At 69.6% G+C, this 16,011-nt stretch carries 19 protein-coding genes and 1 pseudogene; 13 read left to right on the top strand and 7 right to left on the bottom strand.

Annotated features, from left to right (window positions below):
* Positions 1–3 precede the first annotated feature (3 nt).
* Positions 4–1,491 (bottom strand): AMP-binding protein, encoded by a 1,488-nt coding sequence (locus tag G6N25_RS00905; protein ID WP_083072641.1) that lies wholly within the window; start codon positions 1,489–1,491, stop codon positions 4–6.
* Positions 1,492–1,715: 224 nt separating this feature from the next.
* On the opposite strand from G6N25_RS00905, the pseudogene G6N25_RS00900 reads away from it, so the two are divergent.
* Positions 1,716–2,507, top strand: a pseudogene (locus G6N25_RS00900) (SDR family NAD(P)-dependent oxidoreductase).
* A 55-nt stretch (positions 2,508–2,562) separates the two neighbouring features.
* Here the strand turns inward: G6N25_RS00900 and G6N25_RS00895 are convergent.
* Positions 2,563–3,018 carry an anti-sigma factor antagonist gene (locus G6N25_RS00895; protein ID WP_083072640.1) on the bottom strand — a complete coding sequence of 152 codons (456 nt, stop codon included), beginning with the start codon at positions 3,016–3,018 and terminating at the stop codon, positions 2,563–2,565.
* A gap of 158 nt (positions 3,019–3,176) precedes the next feature.
* Here G6N25_RS00895 and G6N25_RS00890 point away from each other — a divergent pair, with 158 nt between their 5' ends.
* Positions 3,177–3,797 (top strand): TetR/AcrR family transcriptional regulator, encoded by a 621-nt coding sequence (locus G6N25_RS00890; RefSeq protein ID WP_083072639.1) that lies wholly within the window; start codon positions 3,177–3,179, stop codon positions 3,795–3,797.
* 19 nt (positions 3,798–3,816) lie between these two features.
* On the opposite strand, the gene G6N25_RS00885 is transcribed toward G6N25_RS00890, so the two are convergent.
* Positions 3,817–4,476, bottom strand: coding sequence for a DedA family protein (locus G6N25_RS00885; protein ID WP_083072638.1), 660 nt, complete (start codon positions 4,474–4,476; stop codon positions 3,817–3,819).
* Positions 4,473–5,318, bottom strand: a complete 846-nt coding sequence (locus G6N25_RS00880; RefSeq protein ID WP_083072637.1) for an SGNH/GDSL hydrolase family protein — start codon at positions 5,316–5,318, stop codon at positions 4,473–4,475. Before G6N25_RS00880 ends, G6N25_RS00885 begins: the two co-directional genes overlap by 4 nt.
* A gap of 253 nt (positions 5,319–5,571) precedes the next feature.
* Between G6N25_RS00880 and G6N25_RS00875 the strand changes: the two genes are divergently transcribed.
* Both G6N25_RS00875 and G6N25_RS00870 read left to right on the top strand, forming a co-directional pair.
* A complete protein-coding gene (locus G6N25_RS00875) occupies positions 5,572–6,534 on the top strand; it encodes a Rieske 2Fe-2S domain-containing protein (protein ID WP_083072636.1) in 963 nt (320 codons plus the stop codon).
* Positions 6,531–7,016: a hemerythrin domain-containing protein gene (locus tag G6N25_RS00870; protein WP_083072635.1), complete on the top strand. Its 486-nt coding sequence runs from the start codon at positions 6,531–6,533 to the stop codon at positions 7,014–7,016. The genes G6N25_RS00875 and G6N25_RS00870 overlap by 4 nt, the downstream gene beginning before the upstream one ends.
* Positions 7,017–7,029: 13 nt before the next feature.
* Here the strand turns inward: G6N25_RS00870 and G6N25_RS00865 are convergent, their stop codons facing one another.
* Together G6N25_RS00865 and G6N25_RS00860 are read right to left on the bottom strand one after the other, a co-directional pair.
* Positions 7,030–7,668, bottom strand: coding sequence for a TetR/AcrR family transcriptional regulator (locus G6N25_RS00865; protein WP_179961696.1), 639 nt, complete (start codon positions 7,666–7,668; stop codon positions 7,030–7,032).
* A 224-nt stretch (positions 7,669–7,892) separates the two neighbouring features.
* Complete coding sequence (locus G6N25_RS00860; RefSeq protein WP_179961695.1) at positions 7,893–8,099, bottom strand: hypothetical protein; 207 nt, start codon at positions 8,097–8,099, stop codon at positions 7,893–7,895.
* 320 nt (positions 8,100–8,419) lie between these two features.
* Here G6N25_RS00860 and G6N25_RS24065 point away from each other — a divergent pair, with 320 nt between their 5' ends.
* The 5 genes from G6N25_RS24065 to G6N25_RS00840 are packed head-to-tail and all read left to right on the top strand — an operon-like array spanning position 8,420 to position 10,966.
* On the top strand, positions 8,420–8,542 hold the full coding sequence (locus tag G6N25_RS24065; protein WP_264055767.1) for a hypothetical protein: 123 nt from the start codon (positions 8,420–8,422) through the stop codon (positions 8,540–8,542).
* A complete protein-coding gene (locus G6N25_RS00855) occupies positions 8,539–9,219 on the top strand; it encodes a helix-turn-helix transcriptional regulator (RefSeq protein WP_232065669.1) in 681 nt (226 codons plus the stop codon). The genes G6N25_RS24065 and G6N25_RS00855 overlap by 4 nt, the downstream gene beginning before the upstream one ends.
* Positions 9,216–9,641: a hypothetical protein gene (locus tag G6N25_RS00850; RefSeq protein ID WP_083072631.1), complete on the top strand. Its 426-nt coding sequence runs from the start codon at positions 9,216–9,218 to the stop codon at positions 9,639–9,641. The genes G6N25_RS00855 and G6N25_RS00850 overlap by 4 nt, the downstream gene beginning before the upstream one ends.
* A gap of 31 nt (positions 9,642–9,672) precedes the next feature.
* Entirely contained in the window at positions 9,673–10,011 is a 339-nt protein-coding gene (locus G6N25_RS00845) for a cupin domain-containing protein (protein ID WP_083072630.1), read from the top strand.
* A gap of 4 nt (positions 10,012–10,015) precedes the next feature.
* Positions 10,016–10,966, top strand: coding sequence for an NAD(P)H-dependent flavin oxidoreductase (locus G6N25_RS00840; RefSeq protein WP_083072629.1), 951 nt, complete (start codon positions 10,016–10,018; stop codon positions 10,964–10,966).
* Positions 10,967–11,116: 150 nt separating this feature from the next.
* On the opposite strand, the gene G6N25_RS00835 is transcribed toward G6N25_RS00840, so the two are convergent.
* Positions 11,117–11,617 (bottom strand): DUF1990 family protein, encoded by a 501-nt coding sequence (locus G6N25_RS00835; protein ID WP_083072628.1) that lies wholly within the window; start codon positions 11,615–11,617, stop codon positions 11,117–11,119.
* 69 nt (positions 11,618–11,686) lie between these two features.
* Here G6N25_RS00835 and G6N25_RS00830 point away from each other — a divergent pair, with 69 nt between their 5' ends.
* The 4 genes from G6N25_RS00830 to G6N25_RS00815 all read left to right on the top strand — a co-directional run bounded on the left by G6N25_RS00830 (position 11,687) and on the right by G6N25_RS00815 (position 15,962).
* On the top strand, positions 11,687–12,547 hold the full coding sequence (locus G6N25_RS00830; protein WP_083072854.1) for an aldo/keto reductase: 861 nt from the start codon (positions 11,687–11,689) through the stop codon (positions 12,545–12,547).
* 83 nt (positions 12,548–12,630) lie between these two features.
* Positions 12,631–13,254, top strand: coding sequence for a PaaI family thioesterase (locus G6N25_RS00825; protein ID WP_083072852.1), 624 nt, complete (start codon positions 12,631–12,633; stop codon positions 13,252–13,254).
* A 67-nt stretch (positions 13,255–13,321) separates the two neighbouring features.
* Positions 13,322–15,397, top strand: coding sequence for a threonine--tRNA ligase (gene thrS / locus G6N25_RS00820; protein ID WP_083072627.1), 2,076 nt, complete (start codon positions 13,322–13,324; stop codon positions 15,395–15,397).
* Positions 15,390–15,962 carry an HIT family protein gene (locus tag G6N25_RS00815; RefSeq protein ID WP_083072626.1) on the top strand — a complete coding sequence of 191 codons (573 nt, stop codon included), beginning with the start codon at positions 15,390–15,392 and terminating at the stop codon, positions 15,960–15,962. Before thrS ends, G6N25_RS00815 begins: the two co-directional genes overlap by 8 nt.
* Positions 15,963–16,011 lie beyond the last annotated feature (49 nt).

Raw genomic sequence — 16,011 nt, 5'->3', positions numbered from 1 at the left:
TCCTTAGACCTTACGCGCGCGGTTTCGCCAATAGGGTTCGCGCAGGGCGGTTTTCAGTATCTTTCCGCTCGGGTTGCGGGGGAGTGACGGCACGAAATCCACGGTCCGCGGGCATTTGTAGCCGGCCAGATGCCGGCGGCAGAATTCGATGATGTCTTTCGCGTCGACCTCGGTGGCGGCGACGACGATCGCCTTGACGGACTCGCCCCAGTAGTCGTCGGGCACACCGATGACCGCGGCGTCGGCGACGGCGGGATGCTCGATCAGCACGCTTTCCACCTCGGGCCCATACACGTTCTCGCCGCCGGTGATGATCATGTCCTTCAGCCGGTCCTCGATGTAGACGTAGTCGTCGGCGTCGAGGCGCCCGACGTCGCCGGTGCGGACCCAGTCGTCGGCGGTGATCGTCTCGGCGGTCGCCTCCGGCCGGTTCAGGTAGCCGCTCATGTTCTGATTGCTGCGCACCCAAATCTCGCCCGGCTCACCGGCGGGACGCCGCGTGCCCGTCTCGGGGTCGACGACCCGAATCTCGGTGCCCAGCACCGCCTTTCCGGCCGACAGCCGCAACTCGGGCCGCGACGGATCGCGGTGGTCGGCGTCGCCGAGCGCCGTGACCGCCCCGCACAGCTCGGTTTGCCCGTACACCTGGACGAAGTTGGTGTCGGGCCAGGTCGCGAGCGCCCGCTGCAGCAGGGGCAACGGCATGGGGGCGGCCCCGTAGACGATGTAGCGCAAGCCCGAGATCGTCACGCTCGCCGCCTCGCCGGCGTCCAGGAACCGGGCGATCACGGGCGGCACGAAAAACGCGTGGGTCGCGCCGGCCCGCACCGCCCCGATCAGCGCCGCGGCGTCGGGTTCGCGGGCCATGATCGTCGGCACCCCCGCCCGGATCCCGAACAGCGCGTAGCCGATCCCGCCGACGTGGAACAGCGGCATCGCAACCAGGTTCGCGTCCCCCTCGGAGAACGGGAACGCCGGCGCCAGGTTCGCCGCGTGATTGGCCAGCGCGCGCTGGCTCAGCAGCACCCCTTTCGGCCGGCCCGTGGTGCCGGAACTGTAGATCACCAGCGCGGTCTCGCCCTGGTCGACGCCGGCGTCGGTTTCCACGGGCGAGGCCGCGTCGAGCAACGATTCGTACTCGTCGCCGACGAACAGCACGCGCGCCCGGCTGTCGTCGAGCACGTGGACGAGCTCGGCGCCGCGCAGTCGCCAATTGACGACCGTGGTCACGGCTCCGATCGAGGCGGCGGCGAAGAGGATTTCGAGGCAGGCGGGGTGATTCTTGTCCAGGAATGCCACGCACTGGCCACGCTCGACGCCGGCGGCTCGCAGCGCCCCGGCCGCGCGCCGGATCCGCGACGCCCACTGCGCCCACGACCACTGCCGGTCGCCAAAGCGGATCGCGATGCCGTCGGGCCGCCGCCGTTCGTGTCGCTCGACGAATCCGACGAGCGTCTCCGTCGTCCCGGCCGTGGCGTCGGCTGCCGTCATAGTCCCTCCGCTGGTGCGATGTGTTCCATTCCGTGACGCGCGGTCGCGGCTCTCCCGTCGCACCGTGCCCGCGGATGTCCAGGACACATTGTGCGCCAGCGGCTTTGCGTGTGCGCACAGAGCGGAAAATCCGGCCGATCCGCCGCCGTGGGCTCACGGCCAAAGCCATGGGCGCCCACTCGATTCGGCCGGGCGGCCGGAAGGCCGATCCGCGGTGTGCCACCATGGCTGACATGGTCAACGCCGCCCGCGCCCGCACGTTCGTCGTGACGGGTGCGGCGTCGGGCATCGGCCTGGCCACCGCGAAGCGCCTGCTGGCCGACGGCGGCAGCGTCGTCGGCGCCGACCTGGCCGCCCCGCCCGATCTCGGCCCCGACTTCAGGTTCGTGACCGCCGACGTGACCGACGAAGCCGCCGTCGCCGCGGTGCTGGCCGCCGTGCCCGAGCGCCTCGACGGCGTCTTCCACGCGGCCGGCGTCGCCGGGGGCGGCCCCGTCCACCTGCTCGATCGCGCCGAATGGGACCGGGTGATCGGGATCAACCTCACCGGCACGTTCCTGGTGGCCAAGGCGGCCCTGGCCAGGATGATCGAGCAACCCCGAGTCGACGGTGAGCGGGGCTAGATCGTGACCGTCGCCAGCATCGAGGGGCTGGAGGGCACCGCGGGCGGCAGCTCCTACAACGCGGCCAAGGGCGGCGTCGTGCTGCTCACCAAGAACATCGCGCTCGACTACGGGCCGAGCGGCATCCGGGCGAACGCCATCTGCCCCGGCTTCATCGAAACGCCCATGGCCCAGGGCGTCTTCGGCCTGCCGGGGATGGAGGGTCCGCTGGATTCGATCACCAAGGAGCATGCGCTGCAACGGCTCGGCCGTCCGGACGAGGTCGCGGCCATGGCGGCGTTCCTGCTGTCCGCCGACGCCTCGTTCGTCAGCGGTCAGGCCATCGCCGTCGACGGGGGCTACACGGCCGGCCGCGATCACGGCGTCGTCAAGCTCTTCGGCCTTCCCGAGTAGCGCCCCGAGGGCAAGTGCCGCTCTCCCAGATGGTTTTGATCGCCCTCGTCGGGCTCTACCGCCTGCTTGCGGTGACGTGACGAGCGGCCATCGCGAGCGCGGCGTCCGCGGTCGGGTAAATGGGCAGCATGCCGTTGAGGCCGCACGCGTCGACGATGCGGGCCACGATCGGCTCGCGGCTCACCAGACGCACGTCGATGCCGCGTTGTCGACACCGTCGCGCCTCGTCGGCCAGCACGGCGAACGCGCAGCAGCCCATGAAATCGAGCCCCGTGACGTCGACCACGAAGGGCCCCGGCGGAGTGACGACGTTGGCCGCCTCGCCGACCAGCCGGCGCCAGGTGTGCTCGTTGCAGGCGTCGATTTCGCCGCCCGCGTTGATGAGCACCGCCGCGCCGTCGCGGTCGGTGGTCGCCCGCAGCGTGCTGTGTGGGTCGCCCAGCTCGTAGACGAGCCGCGTGCTGAGCGTCAAATGCGGGCTGGACATGGGTTCAGCGATTACCGGACTCATGGTGGACTCCCTAATCGACCGGCGCTACTGACGCCGGGGATGGACGCCCGTCCTTCTGTCTGAAGACGACTTCTTTCGCAAATCGCGAATCTCATTTGTATAACGAGACAGGGCGGTCTGTCTACATGTGGCCACTTAAGAGTATGGTAAGGCTCGCTATGACAAGCCATGATGTCACGACGCCGGCTTCGTCGGCCCGTGAACGCATCCTGAGCTCGGCGTACGACCTGTTCAGCCGGCGCGGGATCCGCGCGGTCGGCACCGACGAGGTGATCGAGAGGGCCGGCGTGGCCAGGGCGACCCTCTACCGTCACTTCGCCACCAAAAACGACCTCGTGCTGGCCGTGCTGCAGCGACGCGAGGAGCTGTGGACGCACGGCCTGATCGAGGAGCAGTCACGGCGGCGGGGCAACACGCCCGAGGAACAGTTGCTCGCGATCTTCGACGTCATGCACGACTGGTTTCAGCTCCGCGACCGTTACGAAGGCTGCTCGTTCATCAACGTGCTGCTCGAATTGGGGGCGGATCACCCGGCTGGGCGGGCCAGCATCGCCCACATCGACCACGTCCGCGACATCGTGCGTCACCGCGCCCTCGCGGCGGGGCTGACCGACGTCGAGGACTTCGCCTCGTCCTGGCACATCCTGATGAAGGGCGCCATCATTCTCGCGGCCGTGGGCGAGCTGGACGCCGCCCTGCGGGCCCGCAAGATGGCCAGCGCCCTGATCGAACAGCACCGCCCGGTGGCGCCCGAGGACGTCGGCGAGGCGGCGGGCTAGCCCATCCGGCCCGGGGACCTCACGCGACGTCGGCCGCGGCGGCCTTGCGGTAGTGCTCGGCCTCCAGTTCGGCGATCGCCCGCGAGGTGCGTTCGCGCAACAGGATCGCGGCGACCAGCCCGCACACGACCGCGATGACCAGCCCGATCCAGGAGAACCGCTCCAGCCAGCGTTCGGCGGCCATGCCGGCGAAGTAAACCAGCGCGGTGGTGCCGCCCGCCCAGCAGATGGCGCCGGACACGTTGGCGGCCAGGAAGCGCGGGTAGTGCATCTTCAGGGCCCCGGCGAGCGGGCCGGCGAAGATCCGCAGCAGCGCGATGAAGCGGCCGAAGAAGACCGCCCGAACCCCCCAGCGGTTGAACAACTTTTCGGCCAGGGCGACGTGTCCGGGGCCGAAGTGTTTGGGGAACCGCCGGCCAAGCCGGTCGAACAGCGGCATGCCGAACCGGCGCCCGACCGTGTACCCGATCGAGTCGCCGACGATGGCGCCGATCACCGCCGCGACGCCGACGCCGAGCGGATTGACGGCCAGGTCGTGGTGCGACGACATCAGCGCCGCGCTGACGAGCACGATCTCGCCGGGAAGGGGAATGCCCAGGCTCTCGATCCCGACCACGCCGCCGACCACGAGGTAGACCGCGAGCGGCGGGATCGACTGCAGCAGGGCCTCGACGTTCATGGGTCAAGGATGCCCGACCGGTCGTCAAACCGCGCCGCAACGTCGTCGCTTTCCCGCGGCGCGCCGAGGGGTTCCAGCAGCGGGCGTTTGGGCGATCGCCCGTCGGCCGACGACCGTCCGCGCAGGCGGCGCCAGATCCAGGGGACGAAACTGTCGTGGGCCCAGCGCAGCTGTTCGTACGCGCCGGACGGGAATGACAGCCACATGGGGTCGCCGCTGGCGTTGGCCCAATCATGGTTGCTGCCAGGCAGATTCAGGGCCTCGGCGGCCGCGGCGGCGAACAGGATGTGGCCCTTGGTGGACGCGTGGACGCGGTCGACGGCCCACGTGTCCACGTCGCGCATGGAGGCGGCGCCGTACAGGTCGACCAGCCTGAACCCGTAGCGGGCGGCGGCAGCGGCGATCGCGTCGTTGATGCGGGTGAGCCGCGACGACACGATCCGGCCGAGCGGGAGGAATTGTGCGACGTTCGGGAAGGTCGTCGTCACCACCGTCGCCCCCGATCCGGCCAGCGCGGCGTGGACGTGTTCGAGGTCGATCAGGGCGCGCCCAAACGAGCGTCCCGGCTGGATGACGTCGTTCATGCCCGCGCACACGGTGATCAGGTCGGGCCGCATCGCCAGGGTCCGCGGCACTTGCTCGCGGAGCACGTCGCCCATCCGCTTGCCCCGGATCGCCAGGTTGGCGTACTGCAAACCCGGATAGAGGGAGTCGATGACTGTGGCGAGCCGGTCGGCAAACCCGAGGAGGCCGACGGCGTCGTCGCCGTCCCACAGGCCCTCGGTCTGGCTGTCACCGATGGCGACGTATCGGCGGTATCCGGTCACACTAGCCCCGCACACGAAGCCGAGACTAATGGCAATTTCGATTCCGGTGGCCCGACACTCCCCCGCGGCCACGAAACCGACTGCCAGGTTCTTACAAGAATGCTTTGTGCTAATTCACAGGTGGCACACAACTAAGGATCCAGGGGGCGCCGCTACGGTGGGTCACGTTAGGCCTGCCGCGCCTGTGAGCGCGCGGTAAGGCAGGGGTAATCGCCGATTTTGCGTGGATTACCGCCGTGTGGCTCTGTAGGTGAGGAAGGGCGGCGTCATGGTTGATCGGTCACGGGGTGCCGGTGGTCGATTGCGCGAACTCGGACCGCGAGTGCTCTCGGCGATCGGCCGGCAAGAGTGGCTGGATCGGCCGAGCTATCGACTGGAGCACCTGCTCAGCTTCGGCTACAACGCGATGGGCGGCGCGCGCAACACCGTCACCAACGCGCTGCACGGCGTCTGGCTGGGGCACCCGGTCCATCCGCCGCTGGCCTCCCTGACGAGCGGGGCGCTCGGCACGACGGTGGCGCTGGACGCGCTCAGCGTGCTGCCGGGCCGGCCGGCCACCGAGGTCCGCGACGCGTCGCGGTTCGCCTCCCGCGCCCTCGGCTTGGCGGTCCTGGCCAGCGTCGGCTCCGCCATCACCGGCGTCACCGATTGGCAGCACACCCATGAGGAGGACCGCCGGGTGGGGCTGGTGCATGGGCTGGTGAACCTGGCGGCGACCGCGCTCTACGCGCAGTCCTGGTGGGATCGCCACCGGGGCCGCCATCGCCGCGGGATCGTCCTGACCGCGCTCGGCTACGCGATCACCCTCGGCGGGAGTTACCTCGGCGGGGCCCTGGTCTTCGAGTCCGGGATCGGAATCGACCGGTCGGGTGAGCGGCTGCGCACCAAGGAGTGGACGGCGGTGTTGCCCGCCAGCTCGCTGAACGGAAAGCCGGTGCGCGTCGAGGTCGACGGCGTGGGACTGGTGGTGTGCCAGACCAAGCCCGGGGAGGTGTCGGCGTTCGGCGAGTTCTGCCCGCACCTGGCGGCCCCGATGGCCGACGGCTGGGTGGATCGCGGCCGGGTCGTGTGCCCGTGGCACGGATCGTGGTTCGCCGCCGAGTCGGGCGAGGTTTTGCGCGGCCCGTCGGCGGCCCCGCTGCCCCGGTATGAGGCCAGGTTGGTCGACGGAATGGTCGAAGTGCGCGGCGAGGAGGAGCCCGCCGCGGGTCGAAAGGGAGAAGCGCAGTGAACGCCTACGACGTACTGAAAGAGCACCACGTCGTGATCAAGGGCCTCGGCCGCAAGGTCAGCGAGGCGCCGGTGAACAGCGAAGAGCGCCATGGCCTTTTCGACGAGATGCTGATCGAGCTCGACATCCATTTCCGCATCGAGGACGACCTGTACTACCCGGCCCTGGGCGCGGCCAGCAAGCTGATCGCCGTCGCCCATGCCGAGCATCGCCAGGTGATCGACCAGCTCTCGGTGCTGCTCAAGACGCCGCAGAGCGCGCCGGGCTACGAGGACGAGTGGAACTCCTTCAAGACGGTTCTCGAGGCGCACGCCGACGAGGAGGAACGCGACATGATTCCCGCGCCTCCCGAGGTGGAGATCACCGACGCCGAGCTGGAGGAGCTGGGCAACAAGATGGCCGCCAGGATGGAGCAATACCGCGGCTCGGCGCTGCACAAGCTGCGCACGAAGGGCCGCGCGGCGCTGGTGCGGGCCCTGTAGCCGACGGCGGGGGCTAGGTCGCCAGGACCCTGGAGTCGCCCCGGTAGATGCTGGCCAGCCAGATGTGGACCAGCGTGTCGATCACCCGGTGTTCGGGGATCGCCGGCTCCTCGGCGGTGAACGTCGCGGCCATCACCCGCTCGCTCAACATGTTCAGCGCGACGGACAGGTCCTCGGCCGGGTAGGTGTCGGGAGCGGCGCCGCGCTGGCGCTCCGCCGTGATCGCGGCGGTGGTGGAGGAGATCCACCGTTGCATGAGCGTCGACCATTGCTGGCGGACCTCGGGATTGGTGGCCTTGGCCGCCGCGCCGGCCACGGCGACCGCCGGGTGAGAGCCGGACACCTCGAAGAACGCCTCGATGCGCGCCCGCCACAGCGTCGCGGGGTCCCCAAACAGCGTGCCGCCCAGCGCGTTGAGCGCCGCATGGGCCTTGCCGTTCATCTGGTCGAGCAGCGATAGCAACACCGCGTTCTTCGACTGGAAGTAGAAGTAAAAGGTGGGACGGGAAATGCCCGCGCCTTTTGCTAGGTCGTCGACGGAGAAGTCGGCCAGCGGCCGTTCCCGCAGGAGCCGCTCGGCGGTGGCCAGGATCGCTTGTTCGCGGTTGTCACACGAGTGAGGCGAGGAACGGCGGCGTCGGGAGGCGTGCATGTACTCGGCCTGCCTCGAGCGGTCGGACACGCCAGTTACTTTATGGGCGGGTCGGTATACGCCAACGAAATTGTTGATTAAGACCAACGATATTGTCGATGAAGATCGGCGGTTCGTTTATCGACCAATTTGTTGAATGGCCGGCACCCGGTCGAAAACCGTTTGCTAACAACTTCTTTGGCGGCAAGGCTTCGGGGTCCCGTTGGCGGGGGCCGTCCGGCGAGCTAATTGCGCGGCGCGACGCTCACCTGGGCCATGATGCGATCCAGGACGATGGTGGACAGGTCGCCGTCGTCGGCGACACGGGCCAGGCCGCTGCGCCGCAGGAAGGTGTCGAGGCGGCGATCGGGCGACCAGCCGGCGTAGGTGGGACCGAGGTAGCGCGAGCGCAGGAATTCCCGCGCGAGGGCGTCTACGTCAGAATCGGTCAATAACAACGGTGGGTTGCCACCCATAACCGTCATACTCCTTTGTGTTCAGCCGCAACCGCCGCAGCCAAGTTACGTCAGACGAGGTCATTATTCAGTAACGCGCTCGTTGCGGATAGGGTCCAAAGTCACCGGAAGACGCGGCCGGCCCGAGACGGCTCGGACCCGCTTGCCGCACAGCGCTTTTCGGCCCGGGCCCCGCCGCCGGCGCGGCACGGGCCGCGAACGATCGCCGGGCGCCTGTCCGGCTTGCGCCGCTCGCGCGCCGAGCTCGCCAGTCGTCGGAGCCGTCTTTGTTTTTACAAAATTTATTGTGTAAACTCATGGCGCGCCGGGTGGAGGCGATCGACGACGAAGACGACCCGCCCAAGAAGCTGACGCCCTGCCTGGCCGATAATGAGGCGTTCTTCACCCGGCCGAGAACCGACGAGACTGAAGGAGCGTGAGCGGCATTAGGTCAGTCGAGGAAACCACCGGTCGCCGCCGCCGCGAGGTGCTGCGGTTATTGCGGTCGTCGCCCGCTCCGATGAGCATCGTCGCGATCGCCGAGGAGCTGGGCGTGCACCCCAACACCGTGCGCTTCCACCTCGACAGCCTGGTCGGCGACGGCCAGGTGGAGCAGGTCGAGCCCGGCCGCAAGGGTCCGGGGCGCCCGGCGCTGATGTTCCAGGCGGTCCGCCAGATGGATCGCGGCGGAACGCGCCACTACCGGATGCTCGCCGAGATTTTGACGATGGCGCTGGCCACCGAACGAAATCCGCGCGCCAAGGCGATGGCCGCGGGGCGCGAGTGGGGGCGAACGCTGGAGACAAGCCAGGAATCGCCGCCGGGGCGCGCCACGAGCGCCGACGAGGCGATCGACCACCTGGTCGGCGTGCTCGACGACCTGGGGTTCGCGCCGGAGCGCCGGACGTCCAACGGGGAGCACCAGGTCGGCCTGCGGCACTGCCCGTTCCTGGAGCTGGCCGAAACCCGGAGTTCCGTCGTCTGCCCCATCCACCTCGGGCTGATGCAGGGGGCCCTCGAGACCTGGGCGGCGCCGGTTTCCGTCGATCGGCTCGACGCGTTCGTCGAACCGGATCTGTGCCTGGCCCACCTCACGCCCGTGGGGGCCGCCGGATGAGCGCCGGGCCGGCCGTCGCCGTCGCCGTCACGTTCGTCTGGCTCGGCATGGTGCTCGCCATCTCGTTTCTGGAAGCCCCGCTGAAGTTCCGCGCCCCCGACGTGACCCTGCAGATCGGGCTCGGCATCGGGCGCCTGGTCTTCCGCGCGCTCAACACCGTCGAGGCTGGTTTTGCCCTCGTCATCCTCGCGATCGTGGTGGCCGGCCCGACACCCACGCGGATCGCCGTGGCGTTCTTCGTTGCCATCGCCGCGCTCGCCATCCAGTTGATCGCGGTGCGCCCCGCGCTGACCCGCCGCTCCGACCGGGTGCTCGCCGGGTCGGATGGACCCCGCTCCCGCGCCCACTACGTCTACGTCGGCTTCGAGGCGGTCAAGGTGGTCGCCCTGCTCGTGGCGGGGATACTGCTATTGACCGTCTGATAACCGGCTTTCACAACCGAAGGGTCCGACTATGGAATCCATCTCGCTGACCGGCCTCGCCTCCGAAAAGCTGGCCGAGGCCGGGCGGTCGCACAGCGGGCGCGCGGCGCACACCATCCACGGTGGTCACGCCCACGAGCTCCGGCAGACCGTGCTGGCCTTGCTCGCCGGCCACGACCTTTCGGAGCACGACAGTCCCGGCGAGGCGACGCTGCAGGTGCTGCACGGGCACGTCCGCCTGACCACCGGCGGTGACGCGTGGGAGGGCAAGGCCGGCGACTATGTCGCGATTCCGGCCGAACGGCACGCCCTGCACGCGGTCGAGGATTCGGTGGTCATGCTGACCGTGCTGAAGAGCCTTCCCTCGTAGCGGGATGCTATCCACACCCTGGTCAAGGGATTTCGGGCTCCGGGTACCGATCGTCAACGCCCCGATGGGCGGGGTCGCCGGTGGCCGGCTGGCCGCCGCGGTCAGCGCGGCCGGCGGCCTGGGCATGGTCGGCATGGGCAGCGACGGGAGCAGGGAGTTGCTGCGGACCCAGCTGCGGCACGTGCGCGGGACGTTCGGGATCGGCCTGGTGGACTGGGTGATGCGCACCGAGGCGGGACTGCTGGACGACGCGCTGGCCGCCCGGCCGGCCCTGCTGTCGGTCAGCTTCGGCACCGACTGGTCGTGGGTCGGCAAGGCCCACGACGCCGGAATCGCCACCGTCACACAGGTATACGACGGTGTCGGGGCGCACCGGGCGGTCGACGCGGGCGTGGACATCCTCGTCGCGCGCGGGTCGGAGGGCGGCGGGCATGGCGAGGTCAAGCTCGCGACGCTGCCGTTGCTCGACACCGTTTTGGATGCCCTGGACGGCGCCGCCGTGCCGGTGCTCGCGGGCGGCGGCATCGCCTCGGCGCGGAGCCTGGCCGCCGTGCTGGCCGCCGGCGCGAGCGGGGCGTGGGTGGGCACCCGCCTGGCGGCCTGCCCGGAGGCGCTGACCGGTGACGGCAGTCGCCGGGCGCTCATCGCCGCCGGGGCCACCGACACGGCCCTCACCCGGGCCTTCGACGTCGCCAGGGGGCGGCCCTGGCCGGCGCGGTTCCCGTCGCGCGTGCTGGCCAACGACTTCGTCGCGCGCTGGACGGGCCGCGAGGACGCGCTCGACCCGCCGGCCCGCGACGAACTGGCCGCGGCCCTCGCCGCCGACGACCGCCGCATCGCCCCCGTCGACGCCGGCCAGGGCGTCGGGATGATCCGCGACGACGCGTCGGTGGGGGAGGTCATCGACCGGATGTGCGCCGGCGCGGAAGCGTTGCTGGCCCGCTGGGGGCGGTAGGCCTTTCGTCGGTCGGGGTTCGGGGTCGTTTTTCCGCATCGAGATCGACGTGAGCGCGCCGTCCACTCGAACTTTCCCGCGCTAACGCAAATCTCGGCGCGTCGTGGGCGGCATGCCGGTGTGGTTCGAGCGGGTCCGCCCGCCGAGAACTCACACCGCGCGCAGGTAGCGCCCGGCGATGACGCGCTGGGCCACCGTCACCAACGGCCCGCTGGCCTTGCTCCACCAGGTCGCGGGCCGGGAGAACGCCGACACCTCCGCGTAGACCGCGGAGGTGGTCGGGTCGCGGCGCACGATGAAGCGTTCCTCACCGGACTCTGGATGGCCCGGCAGGGTGCCGTAGGCGAACCCGCGCATGTCGGGTTCGTCGACGACGTACACCACCCGGCACGGCGCGGGCAGGAAGCCCATCCGCACCACCAGCACCGTGTCGACTTCCGCGACGTCGGAGCTGGCGTGCACGCGCAGCCCCGACCCGCGCTGCATGCCCCAGCGCATGACGGCGTCGGCGGCCCGCTCGAAACGTTCCTGGCCCGTGCCGATCTGGCGCTCGGCATATTGATGGTGGTACCCGGCGGGCAGCTCGCCGGCCGCGGTGGCCCCCACCTCCCGGTAGGTCAGCGGAAGCTCCTCGAGCGCTGCCAGGTCCACCCGCCCAGCTTGCCACGCCGAGATGCGCGGCCGCGTTTGCGGCGTACGGTCGAAAAGGTGACCAAAGCGATAGCCCAAGCATCCGGAACGTTCACCCTCGGCGGCGACCTGACCGTCAACCGGCTCGGCTTCGGCGCCATGCGGATAACCGGCAAGGGCGTGTGGGGCCCGCCCGCCGACCGCGCCGAGTGCGTCCGGGTCCTGCGGCGCGCCGTCGAACTCGGCGTGAACTTCATCGACACCGCGGACTCGTACGGCCCCTACATATCCGAGGAGATCATCCACGAGGCGCTGCACCCCTATGACGGGCTGGTGATCGCGACCAAGGCGGGGCTGCTGCGCACCGGCCCGGACGTCTGGATCCCGCTGGGCAATCCCAGCTACCTGCGCCAGGAGTGCGAGATGAGCCTGCGCCGCCTCGGCGTCGACACCATCGACCTGTTCCAGCTGCACCGCATCGACCGCGACTTCCCGCTGGCCGACCAGGTCGGCGAGCTGCTCACGCTGAAGAACGAGGGCAAGATCCGCCACATCGGTCTGTCCGAGATCGACGTCGACCAGCTCGACGCGGCCCAGCAGATCACCGAGATCGTGTCGGTGCAGAACATGTACAACCTGTCGGCGCGCGGTGCCGAGCCGCTGCTGGACGCCGCGGCAGGCCGGGGCATCGGCTTCATCCCGTGGTTCCCGCTGGCCGCCGGGCCGCTGGCCGCCCCCGACGGCCCGCTGCAGCGCATCGCCGCAGAACACAACGCGACGCCGTCGCAACTGGCGCTGGCCTGGCTGCTGAAGCGCTCGCCGGTGATGCTGCCGATCCCGGGCACGTCCAGCGTCGCGCATTTGGAGGAGAACGTCGCCGCCGCCGAGATCACCCTGACCGACGAGGAGTTCGAGACGCTGACGGCGGCCGGGGCGCAGACCACCGTCTAGTCGCGCCGCGAAACTGCGTTCCACGACGCGTTTCGCGAGTGAACCCGTCGGTAGTTGCAGTCTCGCGGGCTGGATACGGTGTCCTGGTGGCGGACAATCAGCAGCATCCCGGCGGCGGGTTCAATCCGCCCGAGCCGACGACCAAGGGCGGACCCGACTACGGCCGCTTCGTCGACGGCGTGCGCAGGCTCCAGGACCACGCCCGCGCCGTCGACGCGCCCGACGAGGTGATCACCGAGGCCGCCGACCTGCTGGAGAAGGTGTCGGCGTTGCTGAGCCCGTTCGACGCCGACGAGTGGGCGTCGCCGTCGGGGCGGCGGATGGACCTGCCGATGCGCGGCAACGTCCTGACGGTGCCGATGTCGGCGAGCAAGGGCGACGACGGCCGGATCCACGGCACGGCGCGCTTCGCCCGGTTTCACTTGGGCCGCAACGGCGCCGTGCACGGCGGGGCGCTGGGGATGCTGTTCGACACCGTGCTCGGGTTGACGTCGGCGGTGCTCACCGGCGGCCCCTACCAGCGCACCGCCTACCTGAAGATCGACTACCGCAACATCGTGCCGATCGAAAAGGAATTGCGGTTGGACGCGGGAGTCGACAAGGTGGACGGGCGCAAGATCTTCGTCTCCGGGCGGCTGAGCGACGGCGACACCCTGCTGACCGAAGCCGACGCGCTGTTCGTGCGGCTCAAGCCTGGCCAGCCCTGAGGCCGGTCGGCCCCGATAGCATGGCAACGATTATCAGTCACCCCAACCGACCCTGGAGACCAACCCGATGAGCGCCCCCGCACAGCCCGCCCCGCGAGCCGATGGCGGCCACCCGCAAGCCCCGATCCGGGTTGCCGCCGGGACCACCGCGGCCGCCGCGGTCGGTGCGGCCGGGCTGCCGAGGCGGGGCGCGCCCGACGCGATCGTGGTGGTCCGCGACGCCGAGGGCAAGCTGCGCGACCTGAATTGGGCTCCCGACGCCGACGCCGAGGTGATCCCGGTGGCCGCCAACACCGACGAGGGCCGCAGCGTCATCCGGCATTCGACCGCGCACGTGCTGGCCCAGGCCGTCCAGGACCTGTTCCCGCACGCCAAATTGGGCATCGGGCCGCCGATCACCGACGGCTTCTACTACGACTTCGACGTGGCGCAGCCGTTCACGCCCGAGGACTTGGACAAGCTGGAAAAGCGGATGCGCCAGATCGTCAAGGACGGGCAGCTGTTCGACCGGCGGGTCTACGAGTCCAAGGACCAGGCGCGCGAGGAGCTCGCCGACGAGCCCTACAAGCTCCAGCTCGTCGACGACAAGTCCGGCGACCCCGACGTCATGGAGGTCGGCGGCGACGAGCTCACCGCCTACGACAACCTCAATCCCCGCACCCGGGAACGGGTTTGGGGCGATTTGTGCCGCGGACCGCACATCCCCACCACCAAGCACATCCCGGCGTTCAAGCTGACCAGAAGCTCCGCCGCCTACTGGCGGGGCGACCAGAGAAACGCCAGCCTGCAACGCATTTACGGCACCGCGTGGGAGTCGCAGGAGGCGCTCGACCGCCACCTGGAGCTGATCGCCGAGGCCCAGCGCCGCGACCACCGCAAGCTGGGCGTCGAGCTGGACCTGTTCAGCTTCCCCGACGAAATCGGCTCGGGCCTCGCGGTTTTCCACCCCAAGGGGGGCATCGTGCGCAGGGAGCTCGAGGACTACTCGCGGCGCAAGCACGCCGAGGCCGGCTACGAATTCGTCAACACCCCGCACATCACCAAGGCCCAGCTGTTCCACACGTCGGGCCACCTGGACTGGTACGCCGACGGCATGTTCCCGCCTATGCACATCGACGCGGAGTACAACGACGACGGCTCGCTGCGCAAGCCGGGCCAGGACTACTACCTCAAGCCGATGAACTGCCCGATGCACTGCCTGATCTTCGGGGCACGCGGGCGGTCGTATCGCGAATTGCCGTTGCGGCTCTTCGAGTTCGGCACCGTCTATCGCCTGGAGAAGTCCGGCGTGATCCACGGGCTGACCCGGGTGCGCGGCCTGACGATGGACGACGCGCACATCTTCTGCACCCGCGACCAGATGCGCGACGAGCTGCGTTCACTGCTGCGGTTCGTGCTCGACCTGCTCGGCGACTACGGCCTCACCGACTTCTACCTCGAACTGTCGACGAAGGACCCGGAGAAGTTCGTGGGCTCCGACGAGGTGTGGGAGGAAGCCACCAACGTGCTGGCCGAGGTGGGCGCCGAATCCGGCCTGGACCTGGTGCCCGACCCGGGCGGCGCGGCGTTCTACGGCCCGAAGATCTCGGTGCAGGTCAAGGACGCGCTCGGGCGCACCTGGCAGATGTCGACCATTCAGCTGGACTTCAACTTCCCGGAGCGCTTCGGGCTGGAATACACCGCCCGGGACGGCACCCGCCAGCGCCCGGTGATGATCCACCGCGCGCTGTTCGGGTCGATCGAGCGGTTCTTCGGCATCCTCACCGAGCACTACGCGGGGGCGTTCCCGGCCTGGCTGGCGCCCGTCCAGGTGGTCGGCATCCCCGTCGCCGACGAGCACGTCGCCTACCTGGAAAGCGTTGCGGCGCAGCTGAAGTCACACGGCGTGCGAGTCGAGGTGGACGCCAGCGACGACCGGATGGCCAAAAAAATCGTCCACCACACCGCCCAGTTGGTGCCGTTCATGCTGCTGGCCGGCGACCGCGACGTGCAGGCCGGGGCGGTGAGCTTTCGCTTCGGTGACCGCACGCAGATCAACGGCGTGCGCCGCGACAGCGCGGTCGATGCCATCGTGAAGTGGATCGCCGATCGCGAAAACGCCGTTCCCGCAGCCGAACTGGTGAAAGTCGCCGTCGGTGAGTGATGACGAGCGTCCCGGCCGCACCGAGGAGACCATCGTCGACAGGGGCGTCGGCGAGCGCGACCACCTGCAGCGGTTGTGGACGCCGTACCGGATGACGTATCTGGCCGAGGCGCCGCTGAAGCGCGACAACGGCAAGACCGAGCAGCCGTTCACCGACATTCCGCAGCTGCCCGACGAAGACGGCCTGGTGGTCGCTCGCGGCGAACTCGTCTACGCCGTGCTCAACCTCTACCCCTACAACCCCGGGCACCTCATGGTGGTGCCCTACCGGAGGGTCTCCGAGCTCGAGGACCTGACCGACGCGGAGAGCGCGGAGCTGATGGCCTTCACCCAGAAGGCGATTCGCGTCATCAAGGGCGTGTCGCGGCCGCACGGCTTCAACGTCGGCATGAACCTGGGAACGTCGGCGGGGGGATCGCTGGCCGAGCATCTGCACGTGCACGTCGTGCCCCGCTGGGGTGGCGACGCCAACTTCATCACCATCGTCGGCGGGTCGAAGGTGATCCCGCAGTTGCTGCGCGACACCCGCCGGCTGCTGGCCACGGAGTGGGCACGGCAGTCATGAGCCGCGGCGGCGACGATGCAGAGCGCAGCGATGAGGAGGGGCGGCGCTC

The sequence above is a fragment of the Mycobacterium heidelbergense genome (assembly GCF_010730745.1).
GTDB lineage: Bacteria > Actinomycetota > Actinomycetes > Mycobacteriales > Mycobacteriaceae > Mycobacterium > Mycobacterium heidelbergense.
The sequence above is the reverse complement of the archived record's forward strand: the minus strand, read 5'-3'. Positions and strand labels throughout refer to the sequence as shown.

What these genes read in the sequence shown, in the direction of transcription:
- G6N25_RS00905 (WP_083072641.1), bottom strand. Translation starts at nt 1,491, where the DNA reads ATGACGGCAGCCGACGCCACGGCCGGGACGACGGAGACGCTCGTCGGA.
- G6N25_RS00895 (WP_083072640.1), bottom strand. Translation starts at nt 3,018, where the DNA reads ATGAGTCCGGTAATCGCTGAACCCATGTCCAGCCCGCATTTGACGCTC.
- G6N25_RS00890 (WP_083072639.1), top strand. Translation starts at nt 3,177, where the DNA reads ATGACAAGCCATGATGTCACGACGCCGGCTTCGTCGGCCCGTGAACGC.
- G6N25_RS00885 (WP_083072638.1), bottom strand. Translation starts at nt 4,476, where the DNA reads ATGAACGTCGAGGCCCTGCTGCAGTCGATCCCGCCGCTCGCGGTCTAC.
- G6N25_RS00875 (WP_083072636.1), top strand. Translation starts at nt 5,572, where the DNA reads ATGGTTGATCGGTCACGGGGTGCCGGTGGTCGATTGCGCGAACTCGGA.
- G6N25_RS00865 (WP_179961696.1), bottom strand. Translation starts at nt 7,668, where the DNA reads ATGCACGCCTCCCGACGCCGCCGTTCCTCGCCTCACTCGTGTGACAAC.
- G6N25_RS24065 (WP_264055767.1), top strand. Translation starts at nt 8,420, where the DNA reads ATGGCGCGCCGGGTGGAGGCGATCGACGACGAAGACGACCCGCCCAAG.
- G6N25_RS00850 (WP_083072631.1), top strand. Translation starts at nt 9,216, where the DNA reads ATGAGCGCCGGGCCGGCCGTCGCCGTCGCCGTCACGTTCGTCTGGCTC.
- G6N25_RS00845 (WP_083072630.1), top strand. Translation starts at nt 9,673, where the DNA reads ATGGAATCCATCTCGCTGACCGGCCTCGCCTCCGAAAAGCTGGCCGAG.
- G6N25_RS00840 (WP_083072629.1), top strand. Translation starts at nt 10,016, where the DNA reads ATGCTATCCACACCCTGGTCAAGGGATTTCGGGCTCCGGGTACCGATC.
- thrS (WP_083072627.1), top strand. Translation starts at nt 13,322, where the DNA reads ATGAGCGCCCCCGCACAGCCCGCCCCGCGAGCCGATGGCGGCCACCCG.